This window comes from Paenibacillus sp. Soil787, assembly GCF_001429545.1.
GTDB lineage: Bacteria > Bacillota > Bacilli > Paenibacillales > NBRC-103111 > Paenibacillus_E.
In genome coordinates this window covers 1,100,131-1,121,584 of sequence record NZ_LMSP01000001.1, presented here as the reverse complement: position 1 = coordinate 1,121,584, position 21,454 = coordinate 1,100,131, and the positions used below count along the sequence as shown (strand labels likewise).

18 protein-coding genes and 3 tRNA genes are annotated in these 21,454 nt (G+C 44.4%); 20 read left to right on the top strand and 1 reads right to left on the bottom strand.

Annotation, left to right across the window (positions count from 1 at the left end; genetic code table 11):
- Positions 1-17: 17 nt before the first annotated feature.
- The 15 genes from ASG93_RS04585 (at position 18) to ASG93_RS04515 (ending at position 15,693) form a co-directional block, all read left to right on the top strand.
- Positions 18-94 (top strand) — tRNA-Arg (locus tag ASG93_RS04585).
- A 26-nt stretch (positions 95-120) separates the two neighbouring features.
- Positions 121-194: transfer RNA gene (locus ASG93_RS04580), tRNA-Pro, on the top strand.
- Between the two features lie 7 nt (positions 195-201).
- A tRNA-Gly gene (locus ASG93_RS04575) sits at positions 202-272 on the top strand.
- A gap of 492 nt (positions 273-764) precedes the next feature.
- Positions 765-1,781: a phosphotransferase gene (locus ASG93_RS04570; RefSeq protein WP_056829228.1), complete on the top strand. Its 1,017-nt coding sequence runs from the start codon at positions 765-767 to the stop codon at positions 1,779-1,781.
- Between the two features lie 5 nt (positions 1,782-1,786).
- Positions 1,787-3,019: a glycosyltransferase family 4 protein gene (locus ASG93_RS04565; protein ID WP_082614686.1), complete on the top strand. Its 1,233-nt coding sequence runs from the start codon at positions 1,787-1,789 to the stop codon at positions 3,017-3,019.
- Positions 2,916-3,722, top strand: coding sequence for a HipA family kinase (locus ASG93_RS04560; protein ID WP_063891751.1), 807 nt, complete (start codon positions 2,916-2,918; stop codon positions 3,720-3,722). Before ASG93_RS04565 ends, ASG93_RS04560 begins: the two co-directional genes overlap by 104 nt.
- Before the next feature lie 386 nt (positions 3,723-4,108).
- Positions 4,109-6,895, top strand: coding sequence for a phosphoenolpyruvate carboxylase (gene ppc, locus ASG93_RS04555; protein ID WP_056829223.1), 2,787 nt, complete (start codon positions 4,109-4,111; stop codon positions 6,893-6,895).
- A 121-nt stretch (positions 6,896-7,016) separates the two neighbouring features.
- On the top strand, positions 7,017-7,886 hold the full coding sequence (locus tag ASG93_RS04550; RefSeq protein WP_056829221.1) for a DMT family transporter: 870 nt from the start codon (positions 7,017-7,019) through the stop codon (positions 7,884-7,886).
- Between the two features lie 56 nt (positions 7,887-7,942).
- Positions 7,943-8,539 (top strand): RNA polymerase sigma factor SigW, encoded by a 597-nt coding sequence (gene sigW / locus ASG93_RS04545; RefSeq protein ID WP_056829219.1) that lies wholly within the window; start codon positions 7,943-7,945, stop codon positions 8,537-8,539.
- Between the two features lie 69 nt (positions 8,540-8,608).
- Positions 8,609-9,214, top strand: a complete 606-nt coding sequence (locus tag ASG93_RS04540; protein ID WP_056829217.1) for a zf-HC2 domain-containing protein — start codon at positions 8,609-8,611, stop codon at positions 9,212-9,214.
- Positions 9,215-9,399: 185 nt separating this feature from the next.
- The gene (cdaA, locus tag ASG93_RS04535) at positions 9,400-10,215 is read left to right on the top strand and encodes a diadenylate cyclase CdaA (RefSeq protein ID WP_056829215.1); all 816 of its coding nucleotides are present in this window, start codon (positions 9,400-9,402) and stop codon (positions 10,213-10,215) included.
- On the top strand, positions 10,208-11,440 hold the full coding sequence (locus tag ASG93_RS04530) for a YbbR-like domain-containing protein (protein WP_056829213.1): 1,233 nt from the start codon (positions 10,208-10,210) through the stop codon (positions 11,438-11,440). Before cdaA ends, ASG93_RS04530 begins: the two co-directional genes overlap by 8 nt.
- A 41-nt stretch (positions 11,441-11,481) precedes the next feature.
- Entirely contained in the window at positions 11,482-12,822 is a 1,341-nt protein-coding gene (gene glmM / locus ASG93_RS04525; RefSeq protein WP_056829211.1) for a phosphoglucosamine mutase, read from the top strand.
- Positions 12,823-13,298: 476 nt separating this feature from the next.
- A complete protein-coding gene (gene glmS / locus ASG93_RS04520) occupies positions 13,299-15,128 on the top strand; it encodes a glutamine--fructose-6-phosphate transaminase (isomerizing) (protein ID WP_056829209.1) in 1,830 nt (609 codons plus the stop codon).
- 208 nt (positions 15,129-15,336) lie between these two features.
- On the top strand, positions 15,337-15,693 hold the full coding sequence (locus ASG93_RS04515; RefSeq protein ID WP_056829207.1) for a helix-turn-helix domain-containing protein: 357 nt from the start codon (positions 15,337-15,339) through the stop codon (positions 15,691-15,693).
- Between the two features lie 85 nt (positions 15,694-15,778).
- On the opposite strand, the gene ASG93_RS04510 is transcribed toward ASG93_RS04515, so the two are convergent.
- Positions 15,779-16,663: a helix-turn-helix domain-containing protein gene (locus ASG93_RS04510; RefSeq protein ID WP_056829205.1), complete on the bottom strand. Its 885-nt coding sequence runs from the start codon at positions 16,661-16,663 to the stop codon at positions 15,779-15,781.
- A gap of 176 nt (positions 16,664-16,839) precedes the next feature.
- Between ASG93_RS04510 and ASG93_RS04505 the strand changes: the two genes are divergently transcribed.
- The 5 genes from ASG93_RS04505 to ASG93_RS04485 are packed head-to-tail and all read left to right on the top strand — an operon-like array spanning position 16,840 to position 21,425.
- On the top strand, positions 16,840-17,820 hold the full coding sequence (locus ASG93_RS04505) for an aldo/keto reductase (RefSeq protein WP_056829203.1): 981 nt from the start codon (positions 16,840-16,842) through the stop codon (positions 17,818-17,820).
- Positions 17,801-18,700, top strand: a complete 900-nt coding sequence (locus tag ASG93_RS04500; protein ID WP_056829201.1) for a creatininase family protein — start codon at positions 17,801-17,803, stop codon at positions 18,698-18,700. The genes ASG93_RS04505 and ASG93_RS04500 overlap by 20 nt, the downstream gene beginning before the upstream one ends.
- Before the next feature lie 42 nt (positions 18,701-18,742).
- Complete coding sequence (locus ASG93_RS04495; protein WP_056829199.1) at positions 18,743-19,870, top strand: fatty acid desaturase family protein; 1,128 nt, start codon at positions 18,743-18,745, stop codon at positions 19,868-19,870.
- Positions 19,860-20,180, top strand: a complete 321-nt coding sequence (locus tag ASG93_RS04490) for a MocE family 2Fe-2S type ferredoxin (protein WP_056829197.1) — start codon at positions 19,860-19,862, stop codon at positions 20,178-20,180. Before ASG93_RS04495 ends, ASG93_RS04490 begins: the two co-directional genes overlap by 11 nt.
- A gap of 12 nt (positions 20,181-20,192) precedes the next feature.
- Positions 20,193-21,425 carry an NAD(P)/FAD-dependent oxidoreductase gene (locus ASG93_RS04485; protein WP_200984437.1) on the top strand — a complete coding sequence of 411 codons (1,233 nt, stop codon included), beginning with the start codon at positions 20,193-20,195 and terminating at the stop codon, positions 21,423-21,425.
- Positions 21,426-21,454 lie beyond the last annotated feature (29 nt).

The following is a 21,454-nucleotide window of genomic DNA, read 5'->3' as shown; positions in this document are numbered from 1 at the left end:
CCGCTCCATTTTAATAAGCGCCCTTAGCTCAGCTGGATAGAGTATTTGACTACGAATCAAAAGGTCGGGAGTTCGAATCTCTCAGGGCGCGCCATTTTTCATATGTTATTACCACCGTATCGGGACGTAGCTCAGCTTGGTAGAGCACCTGCTTTGGGAGCAGGGGGTCGCATGTTCAAATCGTGTCGTCCCGATAGACACGCGGGCGTAGTTTAATGGTAGAACTTCAGCCTTCCAAGCTGATCGCGCGGGTTCGATTCCCGCCGCCCGCTTCACAGAAAAAGATCACCTTCGGGTGGTCTTTTTCATTTGAACGGGAAATGGAAGAGAAGCCGTATGGTTCGACCGTCCGTGAAGACATCATAGAATATACCCTAGTAGGACGCGCGTCCAAATATACCATTAGCCGCTTCCGTAGGAAGCAATTTAAATAAGTATTTGGTGTATTCCCGCCGCCCGTTTCACAGATAGAGATCACCCTTCGGGTGGTCTCTATTTTCGTTTGAATGGGAAAGGAAGAGAATCCACAAGGGAAGGGTTCGACCTTCCGTGAAGACACGCGCGTCCGAATAATTAATCGAGCTTAGAAGCTGATTCTTTTATTACATTCTTTGTAATGGGTGCATAAATGTAGAGTATGTTAATAGGCTGCACTCAAGGTCCACTTTCGACTTTATTTACATATTCTTAATAAATAGGTGGAATTAGATACAAAGAAGAATTCCATAATTTAATTATTGGTTAAATAGCAGGAGGAATCTTATGTGATCAACCAGCAAGTTAACCAGCTTGTACAATCATTTAAAGTAAAGATTAAACATATGCGAATTGTTAAGTCAGGTGTTTACCGTTTGAAATCCACCGATGGAAAACAACATTGTCTGAAGAAGATGAACTATACCTTACGACGCTTGCGCTGGATGGATCAGGTGTTGAGGAGGATTCGGCACCAAGGCTTTTCCAACATTGCCTGGCGGAATCCGCACGAGCATTCAGGGAGACATCTTTATGCCAGACGCCCCCGCGGAGGAACCCCTTACATTCTTACCCCTTGGATCAAAGGACGGTCCCCTTCACCCGCATCGCAAAAAGACGTTAAAGCCTGTGCTGCAACATTAGCCCGATTTCACCTTGCTGGTCGCAAAGCAGTACTTCCCCGAGCAGGTGCCCTCAATATGCTGCGGAAATGGCCTTCTCTTTTACAAGCACGCGAAGCGTTATTGAAAAAACAAATAAATAAAGCAAAACGAAATGGTCACGGCAGTCCGATGGATCGTTTGCTGCAAGTGCATGGGGATAGTCTTCTCCAGAGATCGCAGGAAGCACTCCGTATACTTAGACGCAGCAATTACAAAACAGCTTGTAAGATGGCCGCGAATACCGGTGCCTTGTGTCACGGAGATAGTGGACCGAAAAATTTTGTTCTTACCTCCAGTGGAACGTATATGATCGATTTTGAAACACTGCGTTTTGACTTGAGGGCGTATGATCTTTTTCGAATGATTCGTCTTTCCTGCAAGAATAAAGGATGGAAATTATCAACGGCTCGTTCCGTACTGGATGGCTACCAAAGCGTTTCCAAGCTTGAACATTTAGACATCGAGTTGATCAAGGTCTGGCTTCAATTTCCGAACAAAGCTTTTAAGCTGCTGTCCCGCTACGATCGATCGAAGGCCGAGGGCAAACGAAAAATCGAAAGAAGTCTAGAAAAAGTGATGGCTGACGAACGGCATATCATCTCATTCCTCCATAAGTTAAGCCAATATGTTCAAAAGGGTTGATTGTGATGAGAATATGGGTCATGACGAATGAATATGAAGGTAATATTGTTGGCGGGCTTGGCATCATCGCAACAAATCTTTCAAAGGCTTTGGTCAAAAGGAATGGGATACTCCTAACTATTATTTGCAAGGGTGTTAGTCGTCAAGTAACCGTTGAAAACGATAGCCCGATAAGGATCATTCGATTTCCCCTTGGTTCGAAGTATCATTCGGTTAGAAGTCAAAAGTTTAATACTGCACCGATTGTCAGATGGTTGCAAGCACATGGCTTTGCAAGGCCGGACTTGATCCATATTCACAGTTTGCAGTGTGATGAACTCGCTAAATATTATAAATACAAATATCGTATTCCGGTCATATATACATGCCACTCCCTCGTCGTATTGGAGAGAAAAAAGAGCGGCCGGACGAAAATGGCTGCGCGTCAAAAAAAACTGATTCGTATGGCAAATGCCATTACGGTACCTAGCCAGTGGCAAAAAAACAAGAACAGGCAATATTACCCCTTTTATAAGGGACAAATCAAGGTAATTCAAAATGCCGTATCAATGAAAAATGAGATGAACAAATCGGCATCTAATCCTTACCATTTGTTGTATGTCGGACGTTTGACTGCAATAAAAGGGATTAAAGAGTTGCTGAATGCTATTTCCCTGCTAAAAAAAAGTAATCATCAAATAAAGCTAGATATTGTAGGGGAAGGATCTAAAGCTTACACGATTAAATTAAAGAAAATTGCTCAAAAACTGAATATCAATAAGAATGTTAAATGGATTGGGAAGCTCAAACCGATGGCCGTTCAGAGATTATATTCTTCCTACGGTGCTGTTATTGTTCCAAGTCGCCATGAGTCTTTCGGTTTAGTCGCAATGGAAGCAATGGCCAATGGGGCCCCGCTTGTGTCAACCCGGAAAGGTGGCCTCCACAGCTTTGTGAACATGAATAACGCAAGTGTCATTCGAACAGTAACTGCGTCAAGTATCGCTTCAAGTATCAGGGAGATATGGAGAAATCCTGATGTGACCATGAGTCGTGTTAGAATGGCCAAGGAAACGGCGAATCGGTACGGCTGGATAAAAGTATCCAATCAGTACCTTTCGTTATTCTCCAAGTATGCAAAAGGGAGGAGGATTAATGTTGCATGTACGCCGCTGGAAATTGAAAAAGGTATGGAAAACGAAGCGCCAAGGCCAAGTATGGATCGTCCAGAATACCTCGGGGAGGCGCGGCTACTTTAAATTTTCAAAAAAGAATCAGTGGTATTTTTCGGGGCCAATGATCGCTAATGAATACATCGCATCAACATTAGCTCAACGTCTTGGGTTCCCTGTCGGCAAGCTCCAATTGGCAAAGGTCACCGGACCCGATGGTAATCTGCAAACAGGAGTAGTTTCCAAAGAGGTAATGGCCAAGGAAGTTATAACTTGGAAAAAGGCCGGAAAACACGTCTATTTAAATCCATCCCAATATATAGAGCGGTTAGATCTGATGAGGCACCTGATCGTTTTTGATGCGTGGATTGCCAATATAGACCGCGCTGCAGGGAAAAATCTCATACTATACCGAAAAGCAAACGATGAAAAATACAATTGGTATTTGATCGACCATGGACACACGCTTTACGGATCACCGAGAAAATGGAAGAAACGACCATGGAACGCTCCTTTTTGGAAAACCATACGGAAATTCTATCATACTCCCAGGGGGCTTCTGCGGTTACAATCCTCCTGGGCAGTCTTAGAACCGATGGTTCAAAAAATAGAACATCTTACAGACGCGGATATAGAAGCTGCTCTGAACAGTGTACCAAAAGGGTATCTTAGCTCTGATAAGCGCCAGTTTATTAAAAGGCTTCTACTTACACGAAAAAAACAATTACGCCGTATGATTAAACGTTGGCTCGCCAGCAGAGGATTGAAGGAATATAATAAGAAAACGTGAACATGAAAGGCACTAACACTTCGTTAGTGTCTATTTCTGTAGATAAGTATAAGTTGTATACTTTTGCTTCGCTTCTACCTTGACAAACGCGCTCGTCCCTGAAGGACGACGGTGTCGTTTATCCTTGCCTCCGACCTCACCTGCGAGTTCATTATGTACAAAAAAAGAGAATAACGGTTTAACCCGTAACCCTATCAAGCGGATTCAGTGGAAACAGCCATATAGTGATACATAAATTACCATGGCCTGAGGGGCTTTTTTTTTATTTTAATACTATGTGCAGAAGGCGGATTGTGGTAAAATATTCTGAAATGAGTTTTTGTAGCGTCTAGCTTTGGTAGAGAGAAGCATTAATGCAACATAGTGAATAGATGAGGTGGAGAATTATGTTAGAGAATGATATTGTCCTACAGAAGCAAGCAACGAATAACCTGCTGCGCAGGGACGTACGCTTCTTGGGCCACATACTAGGTGAAGTTCTGGTTCATCAAGGCGGTAATGATCTGCTTGATGTTGTCGAGAGAATTCGTGAGATGAGTAAATCTTTAAGAGCACACTATGTAATCGAGATATATGATGAATTCAAGAAAACGATCTCCTCCTTGGATCCGGAGATTCGTCATCAAGTGATTCGTGCATTCGCTATTTACTTCCAACTTGTTAATATCGCTGAGCAGAACCATCGGATCCGTCGTAAAAGAGATTACGAGCGTTCCTCCGGTGAATCCGTACAGCCAGGTTCCATAGAGAGTATTGTGCAAGAGTTAAAGAATAATCATATTCCATATGCAGAGGTTCAAGAGATTCTTAAAGCTATCTCTTTGGAACTAGTTATGACAGCACATCCGACAGAAGCTATGCGAAGAGCTGTGCTTGATATTAATCTCCGTATTTCGGAAGATATGATGAAACTCGATAATCCTATGTTGACTTATCGTGAGCGTGAGCAATTGCGTGAGAAGCTGCTTGGAGAGGTTCTTAATCTTTGGCAAACGGACGAGCTTCGTGATCGGAAACCAACGGTTATTGATGAAGTTCGTAATGGGTTGTATTATTTTGACGAAACTTTGTTTGATGTACTTCCAGAGATCTACCATGAGCTTGAGCGCTGTTTAAATAAATATTACCCGCAAGACTCTTGGCACGTGCCGTCCTTCTTGAAATTCGGTTCATGGATTGGCGGGGACCGTGACGGTAACCCATCGGTTAGAGCGAATGTGACTTGGGAAACATTGGGTTTGCATCGTCAACTGGCTTTGCAGAAGTATGAAGAAGTGCTCAAAGAAACCCTTGAGAATATGAGCTTCAGCAAAAGCATTGTGAACGTTAGCGACGATCTAATTGAATCTATTCAATGCGACCGTGAAGCTATGGGGAATGTCCAGGACGTTTGGCGTAATGAGAAAGAGCCATATCGCATCAAGACGACTTATATGATTGAGAAGGTTCATAACACAGGGAATCCGAATGTTCCTACAAGCCAGAAATACAACTCTCCGGAAGAGTTTATTAGTGATTTGAAAATCATCGAAGCTAGCTTGAGGATGCATTTTGCTGACTATGTAGCTGACAAATATATTAAAAAGCTTATTCGTCAGGTTGAGCTATTCGGCTTCCACTTGGCTGCTCTGGATATCAGACAGCACAGTAAAGAGCATGAGAATGCGATGACTGAGGTTTTGGCGAAGATGGGCATCACGAGTAATTATAATAAGCTATCGGAAGAGGAAAAAATCAGTCTCTTAACGGAAGTACTGAATGATCCAAGACCGATTACATCTACGTATTTGGATTACTCGGAAAGCACACAGGAGTGTTTAGATGTTTATCGTACTGTAGGCAAAGCACAGAAGGAATTCGGCCGCAACTGTATTAACAGCTATCTCATCAGTATGACGCAAGGAGCTAGTGACCTATTGGAGGTTGTTGTTTTTGCGAAAGAGGCTGGGTTATACCGCAAAGAGAGCGATGGCAGCGTGATGAGTACACTGCAGTCTGTCCCTCTTTTTGAGACGATTGATGACCTGCATGCGGCTCCTGGCATTATGAGCACTTTGTTAGCGATTCCTGCTTACAAAGCAAGTCTTGACCCTGAGACACAGCTTCATGAGATTATGTTGGGCTACTCAGACAGCAATAAAGACGGCGGTGTGATTACAGCGAACTGGGAGCTTCGTATGGCGCTCCAGGATATCACTGAAGCGGCTAAACAATTTGGCGTGAAGCTGAAGTTTTTCCATGGCCGTGGCGGAGCACTTGGTCGTGGTGGTATGCCTCTTAACCGCAGCATTCTGGCTCAGCCGGTTGAAACGCTTGGTGGCGGCATTAAGATTACGGAGCAAGGCGAAGTATTATCTTCCCGTTATTCCTTGCAAGGCATTGCATACCGCAGCTTGGAGCAAGCGACTTTTGCGTTAATTACGGCATCCAAATTGTCCCGTTCTCCGCAAAGAAATCCACTGGAAGACAAGTGGGAGAACATTATGCGTGGTATTTCGGAGCAAGCTCAGACGAAGTATCAGGATCTCATTTTCCGAGACGAAGACTTCTTAACGTTCTTCAAAGAGTCCACTCCTCTGCCTGAGATTGGCGAGCTGAATATCGGCTCGCGTCCATCGAAGCGTAAAAATAGCGATAAATTCGAAGATTTGCGCGCGATTCCTTGGGTATTCTCATGGACCCAAACGAGATATTTGCTGCCGGCATGGTACGCGGCGGGTACGGGTCTTCAGAGCTTTTATCAAGGAAATGCGGCAAACTTAGAAACTTTGAAAGAAATGTATGAGAAATGGTCGTTCTTCCAGACGATGATTGATAATTTGCAAATGGCTCTTGCCAAGGCAGACCTTCAAATTGCTAAGGAGTACGGCAACTTGGTCAAAGAATCTGCAATTGCAGAGCGTATCTTCAATCTTATCAGGGCAGAATATGAACTGACTTCGTCCATCATTTTACAAATAACGGGTCAGCATGAGATTTTGGATAATGTTCCTGTTATTCAGGAGTCGATCCGTCTGCGTAATCCTTATGTAGATCCGCTGAGCTATATGCAGGTAGAACTGCTTACTGAGCTACGTGCACTACGGGAGAACAACGAGGATGATGCTATCCTGCTTCGTGAAGTGCTGCTTACGATTAACGGAATAGCCGCCGGGCTAAGAAATACGGGCTGATAAAACTTAGAGCGTAGAAGTAAGATACAGGATGATAAAGTCGGGGGCCACGTCTAACGTAGGCAGCTCGACTTTTCCTGTCCTTGTACGGAATGCCCATAGACGGGAGTTGTGCATCAACATGGGGCGATGGTTAGCAATGGTCCTTGTCATCATCGGGGCGTCAAGCTACGGCTTGCTTTCCTCTTTTATCAAGATGGCCTACGATCAAGGATTTACAGATGGGCAAATTACACCGGCACAAATGACGATGGGAACCTTGTTTGTATGGATGTTGATTCTTTTTCACAAAAAATCATGGGTGAATCCCTTTAAAGGTCCTTGGATTAGGCTAGGTTTAATAGGTATTTTTGGTTTGGCTTTAACGACGGTCTTTTACAATATTGCTTTAAAAGAGTTGAATGCTTCTTTATCAATTATTCTTCTGTTTCAGTTCACGTGGATAACCATTGCAATGGATTGTATCGTGAAACGAAGGCTTCCACGAAAGGCAGAAAGCATCGCGATTGTCTTAATATTAGTGGGAACATTACTTGCCGTAAATGTGTTTGAGACGAACTGGGAACATTTTAGTTTACTGGGAATTTTGTATGGGATGTTGTCGGCTTTGACATACAGCGTATTCCTCTTTTTCACTGGACAAGTGGTTAGTACCCTGCCTCCTCTTATGAATTCGGCTATTATGCTTACCGCGGCGATGCCTGTTATGTATATTCTGTATCCTCCAACGGTCTTTGTACATGAGAATGGAAGTGCGCTGCTATTATGGGGACTTTTGTTGGGTTTCTTGGGGCAGGTTGTGCCTACGGTGTCATTTAATATCGGAATTCCGCGAATTGGTAGTACGCTTGCCGCTATGCTTGGATCGGTGGAGCTGCCAGTAGCCGTAATTGCTGCTTACCTACTTATAGGAGAGCCGGTAAATGGGTTACAATGGTTAGGGATGGGACTGATCATAGGAGGCATAATTATTTCTGAAAACAAACCATAATTTCTGCGTATGTATATGTAGGAAATCGAATTGTCGAGAAGCCGGAGGAAATCGAATTGAACTTTGTAGAAGCACGTCTGGCTAAGGTGGCCAGGAATGGGGATCGGAATGCTTTTGCAGAGCTTGTAGAGCTCTATAAGGACAAGATCTTTCATTTGGCTTACCGTATGTTGAATAATAAGCAAGAAGCCGAGGATGCCGTGCAGGAGACGTTCTTGCGGGTGTATACTAATCTGCACCGATACGATGAGAATCAGAAGTTCTCGACTTGGATTTTCCGGATAGGGACGAATCTGTGTATCGATAAGCTGCGTCGAAGAAAGAATACCTACTCGCTTGATGCGGAGATGCCAGATGGAGAGGGCAATGATTATTATGCCATGCTCCCAAGTCTTGAGGACACACCTGAGAAGCAAGTGATTGTGTCCGAAACTCAAGAACAGATACGCCGGGCCATTGAAACGTTACCTGAAAAATACAAATCCGTTGTGATTCTGAGATATCTGCACGATATGTCTTTGCAGGAGATAAGCGACGTTCTTGATATGCCAGTAACAACGATCAAAACGCGTGTACATCGAGGGCGGGAGTACTTGCGAAAAAGGTTAGAGCAGGAGGAACAAGGTGCTAGCACAAATCCTGTTCATATGTGAAACATATTTGAAATTCAAACGTATGGTATACCACAACATGCAAAAGTCTAAGAAAGGGGTGGCTGAATCATGAATTGTAAAGAAGCCCTCCCGCTCATACATGAATACCTCGACGGTGATTTGGAAGGATCCGATTCTCAGCGATTGAAGGAGCATTTGATATCCTGCCAAGCATGTCATGCTCTGTTCAGACAATTGGAGAAAACGGATGCGATGGTTAGAATGCTGCCTCCCGTTAGAGTATCTGATACGTTAACTGCACAAATCATGAGCGGACTGCCTCCAGTGAAGAAGCGCAATTCCTGGATGGATTTCATTCGCAAGCATCCTGCTGTATCGGTAGCTGTTGTTTTCGCTACGGTCATGTTCGGAAGCTTCATGTCCATGTGGAATGATGATACGAGTTTAATGGTAAAGGGAAGCAACCTTCAGGACGTTGTGATTGAGGGCGATACGGTTACTGTACCGCAAGGGCATACGGTGAAAGGTGATCTAGTTGTTCAGCGGGGTAAACTGAAAGTTGAAGGCGAAGTAACTGGAAACTTAACCGTTATTGATGGTTCTCTCAATCTAGCGTCAACGGCGCATATCTCTGGGCACGTCACACAAGTCAACGAAGCATTGAGCTGGGTCTGGTATAAAATAGGCGAGTTCGTAGGCATGTTCTCGCATTAGCTTGAAACGTCTTCCAATTGGCATTTTGCCAGTGGAGGACGTTTTTTCTTCATATTGTAATAAAATGAACCAAACTCGTTTTGAAAACGTCTTGTGAAGAGAGAAAAATAGAAGTATATCTGGGTTTATGTTATGATTCTATTATAGAGAGATCACTGTGTTCAGTCGCTGGGGGAGAATAATAAATGGACTTACTCACGAGCATCTCGGCTAAGGATATCGTTGATATTCTGATCGTTAGCTATGTGATTTATAAACTAATCCTGTTGGTGCGCGGGACAAGGGCTATTCAACTTATGAAAGGTATCCTTGTAGTCGTCATTACATGGGTATTTAGTATTTGGTTTAAGCTCAGTACGCTGCAATGGATGATGAACCAGACCTTTACGTTCGGGGTTCTTGGGGTTATTATTATTTTTCAACCGGAGCTAAGGCGGGCATTGGAGCAGTTGGGCCGGGGGAAGCTATTCAGCCGATCTTCTACGGAAGAGGATCAAGATGTGAATAAGCGGATTAGTGAAGTGATACGTGCAGCGAATTATTTGGCCAAAAGAAAGATAGGGGCCTTGATTGTTTTCGAGAAAGAGACCGGTCTGACCGATTACGTCGAGTCCGGTATTGCGATAGAGAGTAAGATCAGCGCGGAGCTGTTGATTAATATTTTCATACCGAATACGCCGCTTCACGATGGGGCCGTAATTATTCGTCAAGGTCAATTAATGGCGGCTGGTTGTTATTTGCCCCTGTCTGAGAATCCCTTTATTAGTAAAGAGCTTGGTACACGGCATCGTGCAGCCATTGGGATGAGTGAGGTTTCAGATGGGATGTGTATCATTGTTTCGGAAGAGACCGGGCAAATCTCGCTCACAATGAATGGTCATATCGTTCGGGACATTAAAGAAGAATCTTTGATTGCCAAATTGTTCGAAGAATTGAAACCGAAAGCGAAAACAAATGAGAAGAACCCTTTCTTGAAATGGAGGGGACGTTCAAATGGATAAATGGTTACGCAATACGAATGTGGTACGGATAGTTGCTCTTGTTATAGGGATTTTGCTATGGGTTGTTGTTCACATGGAAGAAACCAATATATCCGGAAATTCACCTCTTCGCGAGCGGGAGGAAACGATAAATAACGTAGCGATTACGACAAAATATGATGAAACTCATTATCACATTTCGTCCATGACTCCTGCCAACGTACAGGTTATTGTGAAAGGGAAGGAATCATCAGTTAAGAAAGTGACGACCAGTAATTCCTATCAAATTGAGCTAGACTTGACGCAAGTGGGCAAGGGTGATCATCAAGTCATGCTTAAACCGGTTGGTTTTCCTTCAGATGTAGATGTACAAATTGTTCCTAAAACGGTCCATGTGGTTATCGAAGAGCTGCAGATGAAAGAAGTGCCAGTCGTCATTAATGTCAAAGGAACGCCAGCAGCGGGTCTCAAAGCCGGACAGCCGATTGTGAAGCCAGCCAAGGTGTATATTACTGCGCAGACCAGCAAGCTGGATCAAATCGAGAATGTTCGCGGCGAGGTCTCGGTAGATAAGGCCCAGGCTGCCGTTACGAAGCAAGTGAGACTACAAGCTTTTGATAAAGATGGTAAAGAAGTAGCACTGAATATCAATCCTTCTGTGGTCGATGTCGAAGTGCCAATCACGAGCCCGTTCCAAACCATACCGCTACAGATGAAGATAAGTGGAGAGCCGCCGAAAGGTTTCGCTATAGCGATGGTTACTCAAAGTCCGGACAAGATAACTGTCTACGGTACTCAAGATGTTGTTGATCGCCTAGAGTTTTATCAAGGGCCGCAGCTGAGTGTTCAGGATCTGAAGGAAACAAAGGAGTTTGCACTGGACATTCCCTTAAGGAATAAAGTAACTCAACTGGATCCTGCTAAAGTTACGGTTCACGTGGAAATTGTTCCTTCCATTACGAAGGCTTTGGACAATGTACCGATCACGATTATTGGTCAAAACGAAAGCTATAATACCAAAGTTACACTGCCGGAGACGGCTAAGCTAAACATTACGGTAGAAGGTGCTCCTGCCCTAATTGATCAAATGAAAGTGCAGGATGTACAGGCGATCCTGGATGTTAGTAATTTGCCGCCAGGCAAGCATGAGCTGAAGGTGGCCTTAAATCTGCCGACTTTTGTGAAGCTGGGTATGCCGGAAGAAGTAAAGGCGACTGTAGAAATCAGCGAGAAAGCACCAAAGTAACAAATCCATAATGGGTTGTAGAAAAAGAGGAGAATATAAACATGGGGAAATATTTTGGTACAGATGGTGTGCGAGGAGTAGCTAATGGCGAACTGACACCAGAATTAGCTTATAAAGTAGGCCGCTGCGGCGGATATGTATTAACGAGACAAGCCAAGCATCCGAAAGTCGTGATCGGGAGAGATACACGGATCTCGGGTCCAATGCTGGAAGCTTCGCTCGTGGCAGGATTGCTATCGATTGGCGTTGAGGTTATTCGTATCGGTGTCGTCAGCACACCGGCGGTAGCTTATTTAACAAAGAAGCTCGGAGCCGATGCGGGCGTTATGATTTCGGCTTCGCATAATCCGGTTGAGGATAATGGGATTAAGTTTTTTGGGGGCGACGGCTTCAAGCTGCTAGACGAGACGGAGCTTGAAATTGAGCAGCTGCTTGACGCGGCTGTAGATGAATTGCCTCGCCCAGTTGGCGGCGAGATTGGCACGGTTTCCGATGAGCCAGATGCGAAGTTCGCCTATCTGGCGTTCTTGAAGGAGACGGTATCCGAGTCTTTCGCCGGATACAAGGTCGTTCTGGACTGCGCGAATGGGTCAGCCTTCGAGCTAGCTCCTACGGTGTTCCGCGAGCTGGGAGCGGAAGTGATCACCATCGGCGCTGAGCCGAACGGTCGCAATATCAACGATCATTGCGGCTCCACGCATCCTGAGAAGCTTCGCGCAGAAGTGGTGAAACATGGCGCAGCCATTGGTCTTGCTTTTGACGGCGACGCGGATCGTCTGATCGCGATCGATGAAGCCGGCGAGGAAGTCGACGGCGACTTCATCCTTAGCATTCTGGGAGATGCCCTGAATCGCACAGGGAAGCTGAACCACGGCACGATTGTGACGACGGTGATGGCCAATATTGGCTTTTTCAAAGGGATTGAAAAGGCCGGTCTTAAGGCTCTGCAAACCGCTGTAGGCGATCGCTACGTGATGGAAGAGATGCGTAAAGGCGGCTATAACTTAGGCGGAGAGCAGTCGGGGCATGTCATCTTCCTCGATTACATCCCGACCGGAGATGGGATTCTAACGGCTTTACAGTTGGTAAACACGATTGTCCAATCAGGGCGCAAGCTTAGTGAGTTAAAAGGAATTATGCGTAAGTTCCCGCAGCTGTTGGTTAATATTCGCGTTGCAGATAAAAGCAAGCTCAAGGACAACGCTGTGATTGAAGAAGCCATTCGTAAGGTGGAAGAAGAACTCGGAGATAACGGTCGTGTATTGGTACGTCCTTCGGGAACAGAATCGTTGATTCGTGTCATGGCGGAAGGTCCTGACAAGGAGCAAGTTGAGGCTTATGTTCATGATATTGCTAAAGTTATCCAAGAGCAATTAGTATAAAGGGCAGGGACAAGTAAATCTCCCCCTTTCGCGCTTATTGCTAAATGGGGGATTTTCCGCGAAAAAATAAGTTGCGCGTTCGCGCTAAAATGAATATGATGTATTTGACTCAAGAAGGAAAGGCAGGATAGAGGTTAATTAAGCAACAAATAGCGCCAGAACTCGCAAGCGGGACGGAAATGTAGTGAGATTGCTACTACTACGCGGTGAGTTGACGAGGTGAAGGTGTTCGAAACATTCGGCGGGGACCTTCCGGCATGAGGAGTGCCGTTAAGTTGGAGAGCAAAAACGCTTGGGCGACTAGGCTGACAAGTATCCAACATCCATTTATCACTTCATTTTAAACGTAATGATCGTCCTTATATATGGTTTATTTGATTTGCAGTTTTTATTGTCTAGTTGATTTATTTATTAAACTAGGATCTTTGAAAAATAGCCCTTGTTGAAGAGGCTTATAAAACTATGGAGGTACTACTATGTGCGGAATTGTTGGTTATATTGGAAAGCGTAATTCTCAGGAAATTTTATTAGAAGGGCTCAAGAAGCTCGAATATAGAGGCTATGACTCTGCAGGTGTAGCTGTGTACACGGCTGATGGTTTGCAAATTAAGAAGGCAAAAGGCCGGATCGCGAATCTTGAATCCAAGTTGGATGAGACTCCACTAACCGGAAGCGTTGGAATCGGACATACGCGTTGGGCAACACACGGTAAGCCTTCGGATGTGAACTCTCATCCTCATACGGATAATTCATTGAAATTTTCCGTTGTGCATAACGGGATCATTGAAAACTATATAACTCTGAAAGAAGAGTTGATGGCTAAAGGGCACAATTTTGTTTCTGAGACAGATACAGAAGTCATTTCTCACTTAATCGCTGATTTGTACGATGGAGATATCCTCAAAGCTGTTCAAAAAGCGGTAAGGTTCATGACAGGGGCATTCGCATTAGGCGTATTGACCGAATATGAGCCGGATCGACTTGTTGCCGTGCGTCAAGCTAGTCCTTTAATTATTGGTATTGGTGAAGGCGAGAATTTCATTGGTTCGGATATCCCGGCTATTCTCGAATATACGCGTAATGTGTTTATTTTGAATGATGGCGAAATGGCTCTTTTGACGCGTGATGGTGTCGAATTAATGACTTTGGAAGGGAATTTTATTTCCAGGGAAATGTTTCATGTCGATTGGGACATTGTAACAGCTGAAAAAGCCGGATTTGATCACTTTATGTTGAAAGAAATCTATGACCAACCCAAAGCTTACCGCGACACCATGGGCAGCCGTATTTCCCCTGATGGTTTGAGCGTGACGTTGAATGAGCTTACGATTACAGCTGAGGCGATTCGCAACATAAGTCGTGTTCATATTGTTGCATGTGGTACAGCCTATCATGCGGGTATGGTTGGTAAGTATGTTATTGAGAAAATGGCGCGCATTCCGGTTGAAACGGATGTTGCCTCGGAATATCGTTATCGTTCACCGATTATCACGAAGGATACGCTTGTCATCGTAGTTAGCCAGTCTGGCGAAACGGCGGATACGCTAGCTGCGCTTCGTGAAGCTAAACGTTGTGGCGCTCATGTTCTTGCCATCACCAATGTGGTAGGAAGCTCAGTAGCACGTGAAGCTGATGATGTGATCACAACGTGGGCGGGCCTTGAAATTGCAGTTGCGTCTACGAAAGGATATACATCGCAGTTAATTGCTTTCTATCTGCTCGGTTTGCACCTGGCTCAAACGCTAGGGACACAAACAGTGGATGAGATTAAAGAAGCGGTTAAGGCATTGAAAGAGCTGCCGGCTCAAGTGGAAGAAATTTTGGCGCAAGCGGAAGCCATTAAAGTAGTCGCTGAGGAGATGGCTAAGCATGATAATCTCTTCTTCATTGGAAGAGGCTTGGATTATGCTGTAGCTATGGAAGGCTCTTTGAAGCTCAAAGAGATTTCTTACATTCACTCTGAAGCGTATGCAGCGGGTGAATTGAAGCATGGTACACTGGCTCTAATCGAAGATGGTATTCCGGTGATTGCGTTGGCTACTCAGCATGAACTGCTCGAGAAAACGGTAAGCAATATTAAAGAAGTGAAAGCGCGCGGCGCTAATGTACTTGGAATTGCCGTAGAAGGTGAGTTGGAGCTGCAGAAGTCTGTAGACAGCACCTTCGTTATTCCGAAGACGCTGGATGTTCTATCGCCTGCGTTGTCTGTCATACCGCTCCAGTTGCTTTCTTATTATGCGTCGCTGGCGCGTGGTAATGATGTTGATAAGCCTCGTAATTTGGCGAAGAGTGTGACGGTGGAGTAGGTTGCCACTGCATACGTATGATTATGTCTGGTGATATAAAAGTGTGGAACCAGTAACAAAAGTCGGGAACCAGTAATAAAAGTGTGGAACCAGTAACAAAAGTATGGAACCGCAGTAATTAATTCTTGTCCAAACTAACGGCTTTCATATTAAGTGACCCGATCAATTAGATATTCGGGTCACTTAATATTTAATTGGATGTGAAATAATGATAAATATTGGGCCCAATATTCGTAGATTACGAAAATTAAATAATATGAATCAAGTGGAGTTCTCGAGTAGAATAGGCATTTCTCAAGGGAATTTAAGTGAGATTGAGCAAGGAAATTGTAATCCATCTTTTGATACCTTATTTGCAATAAAGAAACAATTTAATTGCAGTATTGATGATTTAATAATTATTGAGAATGATCTAGTTAAATCAAATAATTCTTCTTTTTTAACAGAAGGAGAATTAAACATGATTTCAAACTATAGGTTGTTAGATGGATTTGATCAAAAGGAAATAGTAGATGAAATCATAAAGTTGAAAATTGCCTTAAGTAAAATGAAAAAACAAATCTGATATAAAGTCGTGATCTCTTAGTTAGTCCCGGTGAGCTTGTACAGTCATCGGGACTTTTTTATTTAAATGGATTGGGATAAACAAGTTACTGATCCGGAGTCTCCTTAAAAAGTGTAGCGCAGAATTGACTTAGGCTCATGCCCGTTTTCCGTTTAAATATTTTGCCGAATGCGTGTATATTCGTATACCCAACCTGATTGGCGATTTCGCCAAAGGATAGTCCAGACTGCAAGGCTAATTCTTTGGCTTTCTCCAGCCGAATCCAGACCAGGTATTGCATTGGTGACATGCCAAATGCGCTGCTAAACTGAGTAATGATGTAGTTTCGGCTCCAGCCTGTAAGTTTTTCAAGATCTTGATGTGTAAAGCCTTTTTGCATATGGCTAGATATATAATTGCGAATGAGAATGAGCTTAGCTTTGTTAGCGTCTTCTTTCTTAGAAGTGCTGACGGCAAGCTCTTTTTTTTGTTTGGATACCTGCAGTAAAATTTGCGTGAGTAGACTTTGACATTCAAAATGGTCGGTTACCTCCGGCAACCTATAGTGATGGACAAGCTCAGAAAGCTTGTTCTCTAGTGTGTGATTTTGGTAATTCCCCATGTAGTGGGAGCGGGAATCGCTATTCGAGTCAATGAGTTGCTGGATCGGAAAACCAGAATCTCCAAAATGGAATACAACGGAGATACAAACATAAGGTTCATTTGAACGGGTGGTGATGTGATGAGGCTCGTTAGGTCTATGAAACATCAGATCGCCGCGTCGGGTTACATAATCATGACCGTTAATCTGATAGTCTGCAATTCCTTCTACAACGTATTGCAGCTGATACTGTTTAAGCGAACGGGACTTAAGACTCCAGCCGTCGGGGGCGTGAAACATGTGGGCAAGTGTAATATAGGGAGGGAAATAATATTGCTGCAACTGTTCTAAGGTATCACTGGGTTCCATGAAATAAAGCTTTTTGGACATAATGCGCCTCCATCAGTCTTTTTATTATTATACAATTTATAAGGAAATTTAAGTAGTGTGATCTTGGTTACAATACTGTTACTTTGGGATAAATACTTACCTACTTTAGCCTTGTAGAATGAAAGTATAGAAGCATTGTAACCAATCATTCAAAACAAAGGGAGCTGTATCCGACTATGAAATTTTCTGATTTTGCAGGTTCAGGCGAACTAGTGTCTCGCATCGGCTTTGGTGCTATGGGTCTAGGAGGATCATTTGGTTCGTTCGATGAAAAGTATTTAATTAAATCCGTGCTTCACAGTTTAGATAAAGGCGTTACCCTGATTGATACGGCGCGTGCTTATGGTGATTCCGAGCGTATTGTTGGTCTTGCTCTCAAGGAATGGAAAGGAGAGCGCCCATTCGTTACCTCCAAGGTGCAATCACTCGGCCCTGGTTCAATCGGTTGGGGAACACACATCCCAGTTGAAACCGCTTACCCGCAAGGTTGGTTGCGGAAATGTACAGAATTATCTCTAGAACAGCTCGGCGTGGATACGATTGACCTTATGCAACTCCATCAATACTGGCCTCAATGGGATAAAAAGGACTATTGGATGGAAGAACTTCTCCGATTAAAAGAAGAAGGTAAAATTCGTTTCATCGGAATCTCGATTCCTGACCAACGTCACGACATTGCCCTTAGCCTTGTGCAAAGTGGGAAAATTGATGCTGTTCAAACCGTATTCAATATTTTCGATCCCCTTCCGCTGGACTGTTTAATTCCATTTTGTGAGGAGAATAATGTTGCTTTTCTAGCTCGCTGCATTATGGATGAGGGAGGTTTAACAGGTTTTCTGACCAAGGACACGAAATTTAGTGACGACGATTACCGGAAAACCTACTTCGACTACGTACCGCGTGAAATGTACATCGAACGGGTAGATCGCTTACGTAAATTCATCCCGCAGTATGCGGATAATTTGGCGGAATTAGCAATAAAATTCGTATTAAAGCATCCGGCGGTAACAACTGCGCTTGTATCCATGCATGTTCCTGAGCAAGCCAACCAGAATATTGCAGCTATTGACAAAGAACCGCTTCCTGATGATGTTTTTGAAGAAATTCGCAAGTACTACAGATGGGTGCGTAACTTCTATGACACTAAGTTCTGGTAATGTGAATAAAATTCTTTGGTCGGAGTTATTACCCTTTGAATTTAAGCAACGATTGTCAGAGGTTCCACTCGTGTTTCTGCCGTTAGGCATATGTGAGCCACACGGACAAATCTCCGCTCTTGGACTTGATACGCTCAAGGCTGAGTGGTTAGGTATTGAAGCTGCTAAAAGGGTCGGAGGAATCGTAGCGCCTACACTGGGCTATCACATTCATGAGTCAGGCTATCACGCACGTTGGCTGGAAGATGCCGTAGGTGAGGAGAATGCCCACATGACGGCGATGCCTCCTCATATTATGCTACCCTTTTTCTTGTATCAGCTTCGTGCCTTTGCTAATGCAGGCTTCCGAGCTATCATAGCGATAAGCGGGCATAGCGGAGGAAATCAATTCGATCTGAGAAAGGTCGCCGAAGCTTTTAGTCTAGAGACCGGAGTTCCTGTCTTAGCTTTAAGTGACCCCGAACTAGTCGAAGGCTTGTACGAAGGGGATCATGCTGGAAAATATGAGATTTCTCAGCTTCTATACCTTCGTCCTGATCTCGTTGATTTCTCTCAGCTCAATCGGCAGAACTTAGAAGGTTCCGGTGGTAGGCTTGCTCTGGGTGATGATGCACTCGAAGCGAGTAGTGCACTCGGCGATAAGATTATGCATGCCTGTCTAGATGAGATGTGTCGATTAACCTTGGAAATATCTAGCCGCATCAGCTTTTCTCAAGAGGATAGCTTAACAAATCAATTGATTTCGTACGAACGCATAGAGCAAATTTGGCATCGGTTGCAATCGGAAGGGCAATGGAGAACGAACCAGCCTAATCCCGGGCAGATGCCTGTCTCGGAACATTCGCGGTGGAAGCCTTTCGAACAAGTGAAGGGCAAGTAGAACTTATATTTTCAAAAGGTATTAAAAAGGAGGCGTACAACGATGTCTTTAGCAACCCCAAAAAGAGATTATAGTATTACAGGGCCGGAAAACCAGCGAGCACAGGAGAGGGGATTAGTGACGTCAGAATGGTACACGTCCCCGATTCCTCGTCAGAGAATGAAGGAGCTAATGAAACGCAAAGACGGTCCAGCGATCCGCGATACGATCATTTGGTTTGCACTATTAATAGGAACGGGCATTCTTGCTTATTATTCGTGGGGAACTTGGTGGGCAATATTAGCCTTTTTCATCTATGGTACTGTCTATGCCTCTCCAGGAGATTCACGCTGGCATGAATGCGGACATGGGACAGCTTTCAAGACGCCATGGATGAATGAAGTCATTTACCAAATAGCTTCGTTCATGGTACTCCGGTCAGCAACGCCATGGCGTTGGAGTCATACTCGTCACCATAGTGATACTTACATTGTCGGACGCGATCCTGAGATTCATATGGAGAGACCGCCAATCTGGAAGATACTTTTCATGGAGATTATTCATATTTACGGTGGACCCAAGGAGCTGAAACGATTTTTTCTTCATGCAGTAGGTAAGGTAGACGCAACAGAAAATGAGTATATCCCGATGTCGGAGCGCCCCAAGGTATACCTTGAAGCCCGTATTTGTCTTCTTATTTTAGCAGCAGTGGTAGGCGTATCGATTTATGAAATGAGCATATTGCCATTAATGTTTATTGGTCTCCCTACTTTTTATGGCACGTTATTGATGTTGTTGTTTGGCATCGTGCAACATTTGGGGCTCTATGAAGATGTCCTAGATCACCGTTTAAACTCACGTACGGTTTATTTAAATCCTGTGTTTAGATTCCTTTATTGGAATATGAATTATCATGTTGAGCATCATATGTTTCCCATGGTTCCGTATCATGCCCTGCCAGCTCTGCATAAGGAAATGCAGGGGGATTGTCCAAAGCCTTGCAACAGTCTAGGCGCAGCGCTCAAAGAAGTAATTGTTGCACTTATCAAACAAGGCAAAGATCCGTCGTACACGATCATCAAACCACTTCCTAGTACAGCGCGTCCTTATCATTATGGACCATTGGGCGCACCTGATGTTAGGCAAGACAACCAAGTAAATATGACAGGAGGCATTTCACATGGCGCCTAGTGAATGGATTGAAGCATGCGAAGCGGACGAAATTGAAAACGAGGATGTCATAAGGTTCGACTATAGTGACCGGACCTTCGCCATTTATCGCACGGATAAAGACGAATACTACGCAACGGATGGTTATTGTACGCATGAGAAATTTCATCTCTCGAACGGGTTGGTCATGGGTAGCACGATTGAATGTCCGAAACATAATGGTCGATTCGAAATTAGTACGGGTCAGGCGAAACGAGCGCCTGTCTGTATTGACCTTAAGACGTATCCAGTCAAAGTTGAGACGGGGAAAGTCTACATCAAGATAGACTAGAGGAGGATTCACATGGTTGATGTAGGCATGGTTATCATTGGTGCAGGAGAGGCCGGAGCTCGTGCGGCGATGGAGCTGCGAACGCAAGGCTGGCTAGGGAGCATAACATTGATTGGCGAGGAAATGTATGCACCATATGAGCGGCCGCCTCTTTCTAAGCAGTCACTAATAGAAGCGGGAGAAGTTCCACCCGTGTACATTATGGATAACGAGAAGATGAAACAAAATAATATCGACTTCATCTGCGGAATGACTGTAACCAACATAGACAGGGACAATCAGAGTGTAGAGCTAGTGGATGGGATGGAAATTCGGTATGAGAAGCTGCTTCTTACTACAGGAGCGCGTCCTCGTAAGCTAATCATGGAGGGTTCTGATACTTCCGGCGTTCACTATCTTCGAACGCAATCTGATGTACGTCTTCTCCGCGAAAAGCTACAGCCAGGGAGACACATAGCGATTATCGGTGCTGGCTTTATCGGTCTTGAAGTGGCGGCAAGTGCCATATCGCGTGGTTGCTCAGTAACGGTTATTGAGGTTGGACCGCGGATTCTCATGCGTGGCGTTCCAGAGGAAATAGCCCGCATAGTTGAGGGAAGACATCGCGAAGCAGGTGTGGCGTTTAAGCTCGGTATAGGTATCCAAAACATTCATAGCGTAAAAAATGAAAATGCAATCACTCTCGCCGATGGAACGGTTATTACAAGCGATGTTATCATTGCTGGAATTGGCGCGACTCCGATGACATCGCTGGCAAGTTCATGCGGTTTGGTTATTGAAAATGGTATCAGCGTAGATGAGACGCTAGCTACGAGTGATCCACATATTTTTGCTGCGGGCGACTGCTGTTCAATTCAGCACCCACTCTTTGGCGATAAGCGAATTCGGTTGGAAGCTTGGCGTAACGCACAGGATCAGGGGACACATGCGGCTCGAAGCATGATGGGGCAAGCAGAACCTTATACCAGTCTGCCCTGGTTTTGGTCCGATCAATATGAGTTAACCTTACAGGTTACGGGTTTGGCTGACTTAGCTGTACGAACTATTCATCGTGACTTGAAGGAAGCCCATCTTTATTTCCATCTTAATGATGAGGGTCGATTAGTTTCAGTAAGCGGAATCGGAGAGAATGCCGCGATTGCGAAGGAAATTCGAATCGGAGAAATGCTGATTGAGAAGCAGGCGAAACCAGATCCAGAGGCTTTAGCAGATCCGAGCGTTAAGTTGAAATCATTATTGCGCTAGTACTTGGATACAAAGAGGATTTAAGGAGA

Excerpts from the sequence above, each read along its gene's own strand:
- ASG93_RS04565 (WP_082614686.1), top strand. The coding sequence starts at position 1,787 with ATGAGAATATGGGTCATGACGAATGAATATGAAGGTAATATTGTTGGC.
- ASG93_RS04560 (WP_063891751.1), top strand. The coding sequence starts at position 2,916 with ATGTTGCATGTACGCCGCTGGAAATTGAAAAAGGTATGGAAAACGAAG.
- ppc (WP_056829223.1), top strand. The coding sequence starts at position 4,109 with ATGTTAGAGAATGATATTGTCCTACAGAAGCAAGCAACGAATAACCTG.
- ASG93_RS04550 (WP_056829221.1), top strand. The coding sequence starts at position 7,017 with ATGGGGCGATGGTTAGCAATGGTCCTTGTCATCATCGGGGCGTCAAGC.
- ASG93_RS04540 (WP_056829217.1), top strand. The coding sequence starts at position 8,609 with ATGAATTGTAAAGAAGCCCTCCCGCTCATACATGAATACCTCGACGGT.
- cdaA (WP_056829215.1), top strand. The coding sequence starts at position 9,400 with ATGGACTTACTCACGAGCATCTCGGCTAAGGATATCGTTGATATTCTG.
- ASG93_RS04530 (WP_056829213.1), top strand. The coding sequence starts at position 10,208 with ATGGATAAATGGTTACGCAATACGAATGTGGTACGGATAGTTGCTCTT.
- glmM (WP_056829211.1), top strand. The coding sequence starts at position 11,482 with ATGGGGAAATATTTTGGTACAGATGGTGTGCGAGGAGTAGCTAATGGC.
- glmS (WP_056829209.1), top strand. The coding sequence starts at position 13,299 with ATGTGCGGAATTGTTGGTTATATTGGAAAGCGTAATTCTCAGGAAATT.
- ASG93_RS04515 (WP_056829207.1), top strand. The coding sequence starts at position 15,337 with ATGATAAATATTGGGCCCAATATTCGTAGATTACGAAAATTAAATAAT.
- ASG93_RS04510 (WP_056829205.1), bottom strand. The coding sequence starts at position 16,663 with ATGTCCAAAAAGCTTTATTTCATGGAACCCAGTGATACCTTAGAACAG.
- ASG93_RS04505 (WP_056829203.1), top strand. The coding sequence starts at position 16,840 with ATGAAATTTTCTGATTTTGCAGGTTCAGGCGAACTAGTGTCTCGCATC.
- ASG93_RS04500 (WP_056829201.1), top strand. The coding sequence starts at position 17,801 with ATGACACTAAGTTCTGGTAATGTGAATAAAATTCTTTGGTCGGAGTTA.
- ASG93_RS04495 (WP_056829199.1), top strand. The coding sequence starts at position 18,743 with ATGTCTTTAGCAACCCCAAAAAGAGATTATAGTATTACAGGGCCGGAA.
- ASG93_RS04490 (WP_056829197.1), top strand. The coding sequence starts at position 19,860 with ATGGCGCCTAGTGAATGGATTGAAGCATGCGAAGCGGACGAAATTGAA.
- ASG93_RS04485 (WP_200984437.1), top strand. The coding sequence starts at position 20,193 with ATGGTTGATGTAGGCATGGTTATCATTGGTGCAGGAGAGGCCGGAGCT.